Source organism: Mannheimia granulomatis (assembly GCF_013377255.1).
GTDB lineage: Bacteria > Pseudomonadota > Gammaproteobacteria > Enterobacterales > Pasteurellaceae > Mannheimia > Mannheimia granulomatis.
On record NZ_CP016614.1, the window covers coordinates 482,786 to 496,048 of the forward strand.

Sequence of the window (13,263 nt, forward strand, 5' to 3'; positions counted from 1 at the left end):
CATCTAATTTTGCACAATAAGGTTTGCTTTAGTAAACTAAGCACAATTTGCAAAATTTTAGTGAAAAATAACCGCTTGTATGTCTTTATTAACGATGAATTTGCCTGAAACAGGCACACAGTTTCAAGATCACCAAACCCTCGGCAATCTGGTTGGGCATTCCGACACCTTAGCCATTAGCCAAGCTGCTCAACAGTTTCACGGCTTGACGGTGGTGGTCACGCCCGACACCCGCACGGCGTTACGGCTGGAAAAATCCCTGCCGCAATTTGCCCATTTGCCGGTGCAACTTTTCCCCGATTGGGAAACCTTGCCGTACGATAATTTTTCGCCACATCAAGACATTATTTCCGCTCGCCTTTCCGCTCTATTTGAGCTGCAACAGGGTCGGAAGCAGATTTTTCTGTTGCCAATCAATACCTTAATGCAGAAAGTCTGTCCGCCGAGTTATCTTGCCAACAATGTGTTGCTGATTAAAAAAGGCGACCGTTTTTCGATTCAAAACTTGCGTTTGCAATTGGAAAATGCCGGCTATCGGGCGGTCGATCAGGTGTTGGAATATGGTGAATATGCGGTGCGTGGAGCAATTCTCGACTTGTACCCAATGGGGGCAGACGAGCCGTTTCGCTTGGATTTTTTTGATGATGAAATCGACACTATCCGCACTTTCGATGTGGATAGTCAGCGTACTAAGGCGGAAATTGCCGAAATCAACCTGCTGCCAGCCCACGAGTTCCCGACAGATAGTGTTGGTATCGAGCATTTTAGAGCCAAATTCCGTGAAACCTTTGGCGAAATCCGCCGTGAGCCGGAGCATATTTATCAGCAGGTCAGCAAGGGTATTTTAAACGCTGGAATTGAGTATTGGCAGCCGCTGTTTTTTAATGAGATGGCGAGCCTGTTTGATTACCTCAACCCAAATACGCTATTTATCACCTACGCCGATATTCAGCAAAAAGCCGAGCAATTTCAACAAGATACACAAAACCGTTTTGATAGCCGCCGAGTTGATCCGATGCGTCCACTCCTGCCGCCAAGCGAACTCTGGTTTGCGATTGATGAGGTAAACCGCTGGCTGAAAGGCTATCCACGTTTGACGCTAACGGCGGAGAAAATCCGCAAATCGGCAGCGAAAATGAATGCAAATGTAGAGAACTTACCCGATCTTGCCATTCAATCCGGTGCAAAAGAACCGTTTACGGCATTCCAACAGTTCCGCCAAAAATTTAAGGGCGATATTTTGTTCTCGGTAGAGAGCGAAGGGCGAAGAGAAACGCTGTTGGATTTGCTTGCGCCGTTGGGCATTAAACCAAAACAGGTGAAATCCATAGACGAAGCACGAGATTTGCAAATTTCTCTGATTATTACACCGCTTGATCACGGATTTATTGTAGGGGCGAATTACATTCGCCCCGATGAATGGGAACAAGGCGAATGTAATTCGCCCCTACAACGTGATTTGGCGATCATCTGCGAAACCGACTTGCTCGGCGAAAAACTCCAACAAAAACGCAGCGAGAAAAACCGTAAAACCGTCAATCCCGATACGCTGATCCGCAATTTGGCGGAGCTGAAAATCGGGCAAGCGGTGGTACATTTGGAAAACGGTGTGGGTCGCTACGGCGGTTTGACCGTGCTGGACGCAGGCGGAATGAAAGCCGAATACTTGGTGTTGCATTACGCCAACGATGCCAAGCTTTACGTTCCCGTTGCTTCGCTGCATTTAATCAGCCGTTATATCGGCGGAGCGGACGAAACCGCACCGTTGCACAAGCTCGGCTCGGAAGCGTGGGCGAAAACTCGTCAGCGTGCGGCGGAGAAAATCCGTGATGTGGCGGCGGAGTTACTCGATGTGTACGCCAAGCGAGAAAGCCAAACTGGCTTTGCCTTTGCTTACGACAAAGCAGAGTTCGACCGTTTCAGTGCCACTTTCCCTTACGAGGAAACGGACGATCAGAAAATGGCGATCAACGCCGTTATCAGCGATATGTGCCAAGCCAAAGCGATGGACAGGCTGGTGTGTGGCGATGTTGGCTTCGGCAAAACCGAAGTGGCAATCCGTGCCACTTTCCTTGCGGTGATGAACCACAAACAGGTTGCCATTCTCGCCCCAACCACGCTGCTCGCTCAGCAACATTTCGAGAATTTTAAAGACCGTTTCGCCAATTATCCCGTCAATGTCGAGGTACTTTCTCGCTTTAAAACCGCCAAAGAGCAGAAAGCGATTTTGGAAAAAGTGGCTAGCGGCCAAGTGGATATTTTGGTTGGCACGCACAAACTGTTGCAGGACGATGTCGCTTTCCGTGATCTTGGGCTTTTGGTGATTGATGAAGAACACCGTTTCGGCGTGCGACAAAAAGAGAAAATCAAGCAGTTGCGAGCCAATGTCGATATTTTGACGCTAACCGCCACGCCAATTCCGAGAACGCTCAATATGGCACTCAACGGTATGCGTGATCTCTCGATTATCGCCAGCCCACCGGCTCGTCGCCTGAGCATTAAAACCTTTGTACGACAAAGCGATGAATTGGTGATTCGAGAGGCAATTTTGCGTGAAATTTTGCGTGGCGGACAGGTTTACTACCTGCATAACGATGTCGCCACCATTGAAAACTGTGCCGAAAAACTCAGCCAACTTGTGCCGGAGGCAAGGGTAGTGATTGGACACGGGCAGATGCGAGAGCGAGAGTTGGAGCGAGTGATGAGCGATTTTTATCATCAACGCTTTAACCTGCTGGTCTGCTCGACCATTATCGAAACCGGGATTGATGTACCGACCGCCAATACGATTATCATCGAACGGGCGGACAAATTTGGTTTGGCACAGCTCCACCAACTGCGTGGACGTGTGGGGCGTTCGCACCACCAAGCCTACGCTTATATGCTCACGCCACACCCGAAAACGCTCACCAAAGATGCCGAGCAACGCTTGGAGGCGATGAGTACCATTGACAATCTTGGTGCCGGTTTTGCCCTTGCCACCCACGATTTGGAAATCCGTGGAGCGGGCGAACTGCTCGGCTCGGAGCAGAGCGGACAGATCGAAAGCATCGGCTTTTCGCTCTATATGGACTTGCTCGAAAATGCCGTAAAAGCTCTGCAGGAAGGGCGAGAACCAACGCTAGACGAAATTACCCAAAACCAAGTGGAGATTGAACTGCGAGTGCCGGCATTGTTGCCTGATGACTATCTGCCTGATGTGAATATGCGACTGTCATTCTACAAACGGATCGCAAGCTCAGAAAGCCTCGACCAGCTCAAAGATCTCAAAATCGAACTGATCGACCGCTTCGGCTTACTGCCTGAGGCGACCAAAAACCTGTTTGCGATTACCCAACTCCGCCTCGCTGCCCAACCGCTCGGCTTGAAGAAAATCGATGCCGGCATCAACGGCGGCTACTTGGAATTTAAACCAACTGCCCAACCCGAGCCGATGAAGTTTATTCAACTTATCCAAAAACAGCCTGCGGTGTACAGCTTTGAAGGGGCGGTGAAATTCAAGTTCCGCCTGCCACTGGAAGAGAACAGCAAGCGGTTGGAATTTTTGGAGAATTTGCTAAAAGCAATTTCGGCTGAGTAAAAGCCGTCAATCCCTAAAAACGATTTTTGCGATCTGTGTCGTAAAAATCGTTTTTGTTTATTGTGCTTATGAGAATTTCATTTAGCCTGTTTATCGTCTAAAAAACATATTTGTAAATATATTTTATTTACATCAAAAAAGGAGTAAACTGGCATGGAGCAAATCAATGGCTTTGAATGGGATAGTGAAAAGGCTCTGCGTAATCAGCAAAAACATGGTGTAAGCTTTTTAGAGGCAGTCAGTGTCTTTTATGATGATAATGCACTGCTGATAGCTGATCCCGATCATTCAATGGGAGAAGAACGCTTTTTGTTGCTTGGGCGTAGTGATAAAGAAAATCTACTTGTGGTAGTACATTGTGAGAGAAATACTAATATTCGGATTATTTCGGCTCGCTTGGCAACTAAACGCGAAAGCGGACAATATAGAGGAGTACATTAAATGAGAGAAGAATACGATTTTTCCAACGGTGTGAAAAACCCTTATGCAAAAGGGCTAAAAAGTAAAAGTGTGGTAACAATTCGGATTGAAGATGAGGTGATTAGCTATTTTAAACAGCTTGCCGAAGAGGTGAATTTGCCGTATCAAACCTTGATCAATCTTTATTTGAAAGATTGTGTCGAGCAGAAACGAAAACCCACTATTAGTTGGTAACAAGCGGGCAATTTGGGCTAAAATATTGCAAATTCTATGATTAAGGACATTGTATGAAACAAGCTCTTCTGGACCGTTTACTACGCTACACTCAAATTCACACCACCTCTGATCCGAAAAGCCAAAGCGTGCCAAGTTCGCCGCAGCAGTGGGATTTGCTTTATTTACTGCGTGATGAAGTTACTCAAATGGGGCTGAGTGAGATTTATCTTGACCCGAATGGCTATCTGTTTGCTACACTCCCTGCCAATACCGACAAAGCGATCCCAGTGCTGGGCTTGATTGCCCACGTCGATACGTCGCCCGATTTCAACGGTGAAAATGTCAAACCGCAGGTGATCAAGCGGTATGAAGGCGGCGATATTTTGCTAAACGGCAGCGGTGACCGCCTTTCTCCACGCGATTTCCCGAATTTGAACAAACTGATTGGCGACACGCTGGTGACAACTGACGGCACAAGCCTGCTCGGTGCGGACGACAAATCGGGCATTGCGATTATTCTTTCTGCAATCGAATACTTGCAAGCTAACCCGCAGATTCCGCACGGTAAAATCCGCGTCGGTTTTACCACCGATGAAGAGATCGGGCTCGGTGCAGATCATTTTGATGTGAAAGCCTTCGGAGCCGATGTGGCGTTTACGCTTGACGGCGGCCCACTTGGCGAGCTGCAATATGAGAACTTCAACGCGGATGCCGCAATCGTGACATTTTTTGGCCGCAGCGTTCACCCTGGCACGGCAAAAGGCAAGATGATCAACGCCTTAGAACGTGCCTGTGAATTTCAGCACCGCCTGCCGCCGCATTTAACCCCAGCCACGAGTGAAGGACGTGAAGGCTTTATTATGCTGCACGGCATTGAGGGCGGGATTGATAAAGCGGAAATTCACTACATTTTGCGCAGTTTCTCCCGAGAAGAACTGACAACATTAGGCGGTTATCTGACGCAAACGATGTGCGAAATGCAGCAAATTTACGGCGAAAATTGTGGAAAAGTCGAAATTGTCGAGCAGTACCGCAATATGCAAGAAGTGCTGGCGGATTACGGCTATTTAGTCGAGATTGCCAAAAAAGTGATGCGAGAGCAGGGGATTGAGCCGAATTTAGAACCAATCCGCGGCGGTACAGACGGCTCGCGTCTCTCCTTTATGGGCTTACCTTGCCCGAATTTATTTACCGGTGGTGAGAACTTCCACGGGCGTTTTGAGTTTATCTCGGTCGATACCATGGAGAAAGCGGCGAATGTGGTTGTGGGTATTGCCAAAGGTTTTACTGAGCATCAATTTTAACACCTGAGCAAAATAGCAAGCGGTCAAATTTGTGCAAAAATTTGCAAAAAAGCCTTATTTTTCGCCATTCGATTTATTTTTAGCGGATTTCTGCGAAATTTGTTTGACATTGAAACGGAAATCCATAGAATATGCACCTGTTGAAACGCTACGAGCTTCGTAGCGTTTTTAAATGCGGGAATAGCTCAGTTGGTAGAGCACGACCTTGCCAAGGTCGGGGTCGCGAGTTCGAGCCTCGTTTCCCGCTCCAATTTCTATATCGTGCTGCCCGAGTGGCGGAATCGGTAGACGCAAGGGATTTAAAATCCCTCGCCTTTCGGGGCGTGCCAGTTCAAGTCTGGCCTCGGGCACCATTTAGAAATCAACAATTTAAAATATGCGGGAATAGCTCAGTTGGTAGAGCACGACCTTGCCAAGGTCGGGGTCGCGAGTTCGAGCCTCGTTTCCCGCTCCAATTTTTCTATATCGTGTCGCCCGAGTGGCGGAATCGGTAGACGCAAGGGATTTAAAATCCCTCGCCTTTCGGGGCGTGCCAGTTCAAGTCTGGCCTCGGGCACCATTTAGAAAAATACAAATTTTAAAATCAAAAAAATTATCGAAGCCCGAGTGGCGGAATCGGTAGACGCAAGGGATTTAAAATCCCTCGCCTTTCGGGGCGTGCCAGTTCAAGTCTGGCCTCGGGCACCATTTCGATAATATACCAAATATGCGGGAATAGCTCAGTTGGTAGAGCACGACCTTGCCAAGGTCGGGGTCGCGAGTTCGAGCCTCGTTTCCCGCTCCAATCTTAAAAGCAGATAGCACCACAAGGTGCTTTTTTTATATCTGAAATTACTTATTGTCGTGAATAAGTCTGTGATATATTTCTAAGCGAATCAAGTATGAATACAGCAGGAAATTATGAAAAAAATCACTATCATTGGCTTAGGTTGGCTTGGTTTTCCACTTGCTCAAAAGTTACAAAGTGAGGGCTGGCAAGTCGCTGGAACAAAACGTACAATGGGTGATCTGCCGATTGAATGCTATCCGCTGGATTTAAATCATCTTGAGATTACACCTGAAATTGAACATATTTTGGCGGTAGATGCGATGGTAATTGCTTTGCCACCCTCGATATCTAATGAAGATGATTACCTTTCGGGTATTCAGAAACTTACATCACTTTCAATTGCTAAGGGGTTAAATCATCTGATTTTTATCAGCTCAACTTCTGTGTTACCCATGTTGCAAGGGGATTTTGACGAAAATACTGTAATCGATCCTAATTCATTGCTTGCTCGAGTTGAAAAGTGGTTGTTAAGCCGGGAGATTAATTGCGATATTTTGCGATTAGCAGGGTTAGTGGGCAAACAGCGTCATCCTGTTTTTTATCTGGCAGGGAAAACTAATCTGAAGGAAGCAGGTCAGCCAGTAAATTTAGTACATTTAGATGATTGCTTAGCGGCAATTTCTTTGCTTTTATCCAAGCCAAACGGGCAGAGAATTTTTCATTTGTGTTCGCCTAAACATCCTAGCCGTCAAGCGTATTATAGTGAAATGGCAGCGCGTTTGGGTTTGGCTGATTTGCATTTTTCCAATGAAAATCAACCGCTTGTAAGAACGATTAAGGCGACAAAAATTTGTGATGAGCTTGGTTTTGTTTATCGTTATGAGGATCCTTATCTGTTTGAGCTTGAATTAAATGAAAAATAAAGAATAAATTGCCTTATAATTTTTATGGCTTTGTGTTAAGATAAGACCTTATTCTCAATAAGGTCTAAATATTATGCTTGAAATTTTATTAGAACCTTTCACTTACAACTATATGCAGAAAGCGATTTTTGTCAGTATGGGTGTCGGTTTGGTTTGTGCCTTTCTTTCTGCCTTCTTAATGTTAAAAGGATGGTCTTTAATTGGTGATGCCTTATCGCATGCCGTTGTGCCGGGTGTTGCTATTGCTTATGCATTAAAATTACCGTATGCCTTTGGAGCATTTTTTTCCGGTATTCTGGCTGCTTTATCTATTATCTGGGTGAAAAGCCTAACTAAAATCAAAGAAGATGCGGTAATTGGTTTTATTTTTACTACTTTTTTTGCTTTGGGGATGTTTATTGTATCCTTAAATCCGACAGCAGTGGATGTTAATTCTATCGTCATGGGGAATATTTTAGGTATTGCTGATGAGGATTTATGGCAGGTGGTACTGATTATCGCTCTTTCATTAGGGGGATTGGCAGTATTTTGGAAAGGTCTGCTGCTGGTGTTCTTTGATGAACATCACGCCCTTTCTGTTGGGCTTTCACCATTACGTTATAAAATCATTTTTTTTACGTTATTAAGTGCTTGCGTTGTGGTGGCATTGCAAACTGTTGGTGCAATTTTAGTGATTGCGATGGTTGTCACCCCGGGGGCAACGGCCTATTTATTGACTGACCGTTTTCCGCGTTTAGTGTTGATTGCAATGTGTATCGGCAGTTTAACTTCAGGGGTTGGGGCCTATTTGAGTTATTTTTTAGATGGTGCAACAGGTGCAGTGATTGTCTGTTTGCAAACTATTATTTTTCTTTTTGTTTTTTGCCTTGCACCGAAATATGGGTTGATAAGCCAAAAGAGTAAAATAAAAGGAGCTTGTGAGCATGCTTGAGTGGATTTTAGAACCTCTGCGGTTTGATTTTATGCAAACTGCCTTGCTCACCGCCATTTTAGTAGCAAGCGTGAGTGCAGTTTTGTCTTGTTATTTGGTGCTAAAAAGCTGGTCTTTGATGGGGGATGCTATTTCCCATGCAGTATTGCCAGGAGTAGTGGTTTCATCATTGATTGGCTTACCTTTATCTTTCGGTGCATTTTTTTCCGGATTATTTTGCGCGTTATCGGTAGGCTATTTGAAAGAAAATAGCCGATTAAAAGAAGATACAGTCATGGGTATCGTGTTTTCAGGTATGTTTGCTTTAGGCATTATTCTGTTTACAGCTTTTAATACTGGAGAGCATTTAACGCATATTCTATTTGGAAATTTATTAGGTGTAAGCCAGAGTGATTTAATACAAACCTTATGTATCAGTCTCTTCACCTTGCTTGTTATTTTGTTAAAGCGTAAAGATTTCCTACTCTATTGCTTTGATATGAATCAGGCAAGGGTAGTAGGGCTGCCTGTTAAGCTACTGCATTATGGATTGTTATCATTACTTGCCTTGACAATTATCAGTGCAATGCAAGTGGTTGGTGTGATTTTGGTGGTCGCAATGCTGATTACACCAGGAATTACTGCCTATTTGCTCACAACTCGTTTTGAGAGGATGTTATTTATTGCATTGGCTGTCGCAATTAGCTCTTCTGTGGTCGGCACTTTGCTTAGCTACCATATTGATTCCGCCTCTGGCCCAACGATTATCTTGGTACAAGCGGTTATATTTTTGTTAAGTTTTGCATATTCCAAATTAAAAGCCTAAAAAAGAGGGAATGTTTAAATTCCCTCTCTATTTTTTTAGCTGCTCACTTCTTTTTGATAATGCAGTAAACCGCCAAATACCCTTTCTAAATTTTGATTATTAAAGGTTTCCTCCGTTTTGCCGGCAGCCCTTAGTGTGCGATTTATCATTAAAATCTGATCGCAAAAACTCGGCACGCTGGCAAGATTATGGGTAGAAACTAAAATCAAATGTCCCTCATTTTTAAGTTGTCTCAATAGCTCTACGATTGCATTTTCCGTCTTAACATCCACACCGGTAAAGGGTTCATCTAATAAGATGATTTTACTCTCTTGAGCTAATGCTCGAGCTAAAAAAACACGCTTTTTCTGCCCACCGGAAAGCTCCCCAATTTGTCGGCTTTTAAGATGCAAAACATCTACACGCTGCATTGCTTGTTCCACTTTGAGCTTGTCCGTTTGGCTTGGGCGACGTAAGAAATTCATATAGCCGTATCGCCCCATCATCACCACATCATAAACAGAAACCGGGAATTGCCAGTCTACTTCTTCACTTTGTGGCACATAAGAGACCAAATTTTGCTTGAGGGCTTGAGAAATAGGCAATTGTCCAAGTTTAATTGAGCCGGTTAGAGGTTTAACCAATCCCATTAAACTTTTGAAAAGAGTCGATTTTCCACCTCCATTTACGCCGATTAATGCACAAATTGTGCCGTTTTCAAGATGAAATGATACATCTTGTAAAGCGATATGCCCATTATTATAACGGACAGATAAATTTTCGACAGAAATGGAGGCTGAAACAGTTGTCATGATTAAATCTTATTATTTTTTGCTACGCTCGAAACCTTCAACAATAGTACCGATAGTCACTTTAAGTAAATCTAAATAAGTTGGTACAGGGCCATTTTTCTCAGATAGTGAATCCACGTAAATTACCCCACCATATAATGCTCCGGTTTCTTTTGCGACTTGTTTAGCCGGTTTGTCTGAAACTGTACTTTCACTAAAGACAACAGGAATTTTATTCGCTTTTACGCCATCAATGACTTTTTTCACTTGTTTTGGTGAACCTTGCTCTTCAGCATTGATTGCCCATAAATAAAGTTCTTTTAAGTTGTAGTCTTTTGCTAAGTAGCTAAATGCCCCTTCGCTGGTTACTAACCAACGTTGCTGTTCCGGAATAAAGGCTAAACGTTGGCGTAGTGGTTCTGCAATGCCTTTTACTTTTTCTGCATAGGCTTTAGCGTTGGCATTATACGTTTCGGCATTTTTAGGATCGTATTTTACTAAAGCCGCACGGATGTTTTCAATGTAAATTAATGCATTGTCGGTAGACATCCAAGCGTGCGGATTCGGTAGATTTTTATATTCACCTTCGGTGATTGGCATTGGGGTAATCCCTTCTGTTACCACAACCGCTGGTTTATCTTTCACATTTTCGAAGAAACGCTCGAACCAGCGTTCAAGGTTCATACCGTTCCATAAAACTAAATCGGCTTTCTGAGCTTTAACAATGTCTTTTGGGGTAGGTTGATAATCGTGAATCTCAGCACCGGGTTTGGTAATTGATTCGACTGTGGCTTTATCACCGGCCACATTTTGTGCAATATCTTGAATAACAGTGAAGGTTGTAACAACTTTAAAAGGCTCTGCCATTGCCATAGCTGCACTTAAACCAAAAGTTAATACAAATGCTTTTTTAATATGTGATAGTTTCATTTTCAGCCTCCTTAATGTTATTGAGAATGAGAATTATCGTTTGTTATTTTATAGATTATTTTGAATGATGTAAATAGTCTTATTTTTCATAAGGTTATTGTTGATATACCTGGTCAAGTATTTATTTCGTAAATATCAAAATTTCGATTAAAAATTGCTGGCTTAACGAACAAAGAGTCAGTAAAATTGCCGACTTCAAAAATCATATTGCAAAACTAACCTTTTGCCGTAATACGTGTAATAACGAGGCTTTCAATTTTATGTCAGAACAAATTGTGGGTGCAGTGTCGGCTGCAGAGCAAACAAAAGAAAAAATCAATTTATTAAACCTTAACCGCCAAGAAATGCGTGAGCTTTTTGCGGAAATGGGGGAAAAACCTTTCCGTGCCGATCAGTTGATGAAATGGATTTACCATTTTGGCGAAGATAATTTCGATAATATGAGCAATATTAACAAAGTATTGCGTGAGAAATTAAAACGTATTGCGGAAATTAAGGCCCCTGAAGTCGCAGTGGAGCAACGCTCTGCTGATGGTACTATTAAGTGGGCAATGCAAGTGGGCGATCAGCAAATTGAAACGGTGTATATTCCGGAAGATGACCGCGCAACCCTTTGTGTTTCTTCACAAGTGGGTTGTGCTTTGGCATGTACATTCTGCTCAACGGCTCAACAAGGATTTAACCGTAACTTAAGCGTGGCGGAAATTATCGGGCAGGTATGGCGTGCTTCTAAAATTATCGGAAATTTTGGTGTGACCGGCGTTCGCCCAATCACCAATGTGGTAATGATGGGAATGGGAGAGCCATTGCTGAATATGAATAACGTAATTCCGGCAATGGAAATTATGTTAGATGATTTCGCCTATGGTTTATCTAAACGTCGTGTAACACTTTCAACTTCGGGGGTTGTGCCGGCTCTTGATAAAATGCGTGAACAAATTGACGTGGCATTGGCAATTTCTTTACATGCACCGAATGATGAGTTACGTGATATTCTAGTGCCGATTAATAAAAAATATAACATCAAAATGTTGATGGAATCGGTCAATAAATACCTAGAGGTTTCTAACGCTAACCACGGCAAAGTAACCATTGAATATGTAATGTTAGACCACGTAAATGACAGTACCGAGCATGCTCATCAGCTTGCTGAGGTGCTGAAAAACACGCCGTGCAAAATTAACCTTATTCCTTGGAACCCGTTCCCACAAGCACCTTATGGCAAGAGTTCAAACTCTCGTACAGACAGATTCCAAAAAATGTTAATGGAATATGGCTTTACGGTTACCGTACGTAAAACCCGAGGTGATGATATTGATGCTGCCTGTGGCCAGCTTGCCGGTGATGTAATCGACCGCACCAAGCGTACCCTTGAAAAACGTAAGTTTGGTCAAGGGATTGAGGTGAAAATGCATTAATTTTTTTAATGTAGTCTTGAACACTTTTTAAGGCAAACAGAAAAGCTGGTTATTGTATATAAGATTTTTTCATCAGTTGTAGAAGAAATGAAGATATACAATCGACCAGCTTATTGGAATAGAGCATATAAAATAAATATACTACAGCGATCAGCCTAAAAACTGTAGATAACCATTCATAGAGGTAGTCTTTCCTCAGTATATGGCTAATTCTAATTAGCTCAATATTATTGCATCACTAAACGTGGCAAGAAAAATCGATAAAGATAAATCGTTTATTCCCTTCGTGCATTATAATAGCACCAACTATAAGAAAATTTTTCTCTTGACCTTAAATCTACTTTAACCTTTATTATGTTAACGTCTTATTCGGTTATCCATTTATTTAAGTCTATTGAGGAATACTATGAGAAAATGTGCATTATATCTAATCCCGTTATTATCTGTTTCAACTGCTTTTGCAGGAGAGGGAATATTTTCTGTCGGAGTAAGTAGTAGTATCAGTACTACTCCCTATATAGGTTACAAAAATGAACAGGATGTACTTCCGATACTCCAATATCAAAATGATCATTTTTATATTCAAGGTCTAGGAGCCGGTATTAAGTTTTGGCAATCACAAGATCAAAGCCAAGAACTTCTTTTAGGTGCATCCTATTCGCCTCATTCTTTTAAAGCAAGTAAAAGTAGCGATGAGCGTATGAAGCGCCTTGATAATCGAAAAGCAACGATAATGGCGGATGTTGTCTATAATATTCACACGCTTTACGGTAGTCTGGAAAATGCTTTCTCTTGGGATATTTTAGGCAGAAGTAAGGGGATTTTAGCGACAACACAATATGGTATTTATTGGGACGTTGCACCGAAGCTTACAATTAAAACAGCGGTTGGTTTAGCCTATGCTAACGCTAAATATAACCGATACTATTACGGTGTATCGGAAATAGAAAGCCAGCGAAGTGGTTTTCGAACCTATAAGCCTAAAAGTTCCATTCAGCCTTACGTCGAATTAACTGCAAATTACGATTTCACTAAAAATCTTAGTGCATTTGCATCAATTCGCAATGATAAAATTGCCAAAACTATTCGGAATAGCCCGATTATTAATGATAAATACCAAAGCGAAGCTAGCTTAGGTCTTTTATATAGCTTTTAATTAGCTTTTAATTTCCTCCTTCCGCAAGCGATCAGTTTTTA

General features: G+C 42.9%; 11 protein-coding genes and 6 tRNA genes. 15 read left to right on the forward strand and 2 right to left on the reverse strand.

Translation table 11 applies throughout. The annotated features are described in order from the left end of the window. Window positions 1-79 precede the first annotated feature (79 nt). From mfd to A6B41_RS02285, 13 genes are all read left to right on the forward strand, one after another. The gene (gene mfd / locus A6B41_RS02225; protein ID WP_027075024.1) at window positions 80-3,580 is read left to right on the forward strand and encodes a transcription-repair coupling factor; all 3,501 of its coding nucleotides are present in this window, start codon (window positions 80-82) and stop codon (window positions 3,578-3,580) included. Between the two features lie 153 nt (window positions 3,581-3,733). Continuing rightward, on the forward strand, window positions 3,734-4,021 hold the full coding sequence (locus A6B41_RS02230) for a BrnT family toxin (protein ID WP_027075025.1): 288 nt from the start codon (window positions 3,734-3,736) through the stop codon (window positions 4,019-4,021). Continuing rightward, window positions 4,022-4,234 carry a BrnA antitoxin family protein gene (locus A6B41_RS02235; protein ID WP_027075026.1) on the forward strand — a complete coding sequence of 71 codons (213 nt, stop codon included), beginning with the start codon at window positions 4,022-4,024 and terminating at the stop codon, window positions 4,232-4,234. Window positions 4,235-4,287: 53 nt separating this feature from the next. Next, a complete protein-coding gene (gene pepT, locus A6B41_RS02240; protein ID WP_027075027.1) occupies window positions 4,288-5,520 on the forward strand; it encodes a peptidase T in 1,233 nt (410 codons plus the stop codon). A 174-nt stretch (window positions 5,521-5,694) separates the two neighbouring features. Then, window positions 5,695-5,770 (forward strand) — tRNA-Gly (locus tag A6B41_RS02245). A gap of 16 nt (window positions 5,771-5,786) precedes the next feature. Then, window positions 5,787-5,873: transfer RNA gene (locus A6B41_RS02250), tRNA-Leu, on the forward strand. 25 nt (window positions 5,874-5,898) lie between these two features. Continuing rightward, window positions 5,899-5,974: transfer RNA gene (locus A6B41_RS02255), tRNA-Gly, on the forward strand. An 18-nt stretch (window positions 5,975-5,992) separates the two neighbouring features. Continuing rightward, window positions 5,993-6,079 (forward strand) — tRNA-Leu (locus A6B41_RS02260). A 41-nt stretch (window positions 6,080-6,120) separates the two neighbouring features. Next, window positions 6,121-6,207: transfer RNA gene (locus A6B41_RS02265), tRNA-Leu, on the forward strand. Between the two features lie 21 nt (window positions 6,208-6,228). After that, a tRNA-Gly gene (locus A6B41_RS02270) sits at window positions 6,229-6,304 on the forward strand. 116 nt (window positions 6,305-6,420) lie between these two features. Continuing rightward, entirely contained in the window at window positions 6,421-7,212 is a 792-nt protein-coding gene (locus tag A6B41_RS02275; protein ID WP_027075028.1) for a Rossmann-fold NAD(P)-binding domain-containing protein, read from the forward strand. Window positions 7,213-7,285: 73 nt separating this feature from the next. Continuing rightward, entirely contained in the window at window positions 7,286-8,143 is an 858-nt protein-coding gene (locus tag A6B41_RS02280) for a metal ABC transporter permease (RefSeq protein WP_027075029.1), read from the forward strand. Next, entirely contained in the window at window positions 8,136-8,948 is an 813-nt protein-coding gene (locus A6B41_RS02285; protein ID WP_027075030.1) for a metal ABC transporter permease, read from the forward strand. The genes A6B41_RS02280 and A6B41_RS02285 overlap by 8 nt, the downstream gene beginning before the upstream one ends. A gap of 35 nt (window positions 8,949-8,983) precedes the next feature. On the opposite strand, the gene A6B41_RS02290 is transcribed toward A6B41_RS02285, so the two are convergent. Together A6B41_RS02290 and A6B41_RS02295 are read right to left on the reverse strand one after the other, a co-directional pair. Then, complete coding sequence (locus tag A6B41_RS02290) at window positions 8,984-9,739, reverse strand: metal ABC transporter ATP-binding protein (protein ID WP_027075031.1); 756 nt, start codon at window positions 9,737-9,739, stop codon at window positions 8,984-8,986. 12 nt (window positions 9,740-9,751) lie between these two features. After that, a complete protein-coding gene (locus A6B41_RS02295) occupies window positions 9,752-10,648 on the reverse strand; it encodes a metal ABC transporter substrate-binding protein (RefSeq protein ID WP_027075032.1) in 897 nt (298 codons plus the stop codon). A 260-nt stretch (window positions 10,649-10,908) separates the two neighbouring features. Between A6B41_RS02295 and rlmN the strand changes: the two genes are divergently transcribed. Next, window positions 10,909-12,066: a dual-specificity RNA methyltransferase RlmN gene (gene rlmN / locus A6B41_RS02300; protein WP_027075033.1), complete on the forward strand. Its 1,158-nt coding sequence runs from the start codon at window positions 10,909-10,911 to the stop codon at window positions 12,064-12,066. A 406-nt stretch (window positions 12,067-12,472) separates the two neighbouring features. Then, complete coding sequence (locus A6B41_RS02305; protein ID WP_050436813.1) at window positions 12,473-13,222, forward strand: MipA/OmpV family protein; 750 nt, start codon at window positions 12,473-12,475, stop codon at window positions 13,220-13,222. Window positions 13,223-13,263 lie beyond the last annotated feature (41 nt).

What these genes read in the sequence shown, in the direction of transcription:
- A6B41_RS02305 (WP_050436813.1), top strand. Translation starts at nt 12,473, where the DNA reads ATGAGAAAATGTGCATTATATCTAATCCCGTTATTATCTGTTTCAACT.
- rlmN (WP_027075033.1), top strand. Translation starts at nt 10,909, where the DNA reads ATGTCAGAACAAATTGTGGGTGCAGTGTCGGCTGCAGAGCAAACAAAA.
- A6B41_RS02290 (WP_027075031.1), bottom strand. Translation starts at nt 9,739, where the DNA reads ATGACAACTGTTTCAGCCTCCATTTCTGTCGAAAATTTATCTGTCCGT.
- pepT (WP_027075027.1), top strand. Translation starts at nt 4,288, where the DNA reads ATGAAACAAGCTCTTCTGGACCGTTTACTACGCTACACTCAAATTCAC.
- A6B41_RS02285 (WP_027075030.1), top strand. Translation starts at nt 8,136, where the DNA reads ATGCTTGAGTGGATTTTAGAACCTCTGCGGTTTGATTTTATGCAAACT.
- mfd (WP_027075024.1), top strand. Translation starts at nt 80, where the DNA reads ATGTCTTTATTAACGATGAATTTGCCTGAAACAGGCACACAGTTTCAA.
- A6B41_RS02280 (WP_027075029.1), top strand. Translation starts at nt 7,286, where the DNA reads ATGCTTGAAATTTTATTAGAACCTTTCACTTACAACTATATGCAGAAA.
- A6B41_RS02295 (WP_027075032.1), bottom strand. Translation starts at nt 10,648, where the DNA reads ATGAAACTATCACATATTAAAAAAGCATTTGTATTAACTTTTGGTTTA.
- A6B41_RS02230 (WP_027075025.1), top strand. Translation starts at nt 3,734, where the DNA reads ATGGAGCAAATCAATGGCTTTGAATGGGATAGTGAAAAGGCTCTGCGT.
- A6B41_RS02235 (WP_027075026.1), top strand. Translation starts at nt 4,022, where the DNA reads ATGAGAGAAGAATACGATTTTTCCAACGGTGTGAAAAACCCTTATGCA.
- A6B41_RS02275 (WP_027075028.1), top strand. Translation starts at nt 6,421, where the DNA reads ATGAAAAAAATCACTATCATTGGCTTAGGTTGGCTTGGTTTTCCACTT.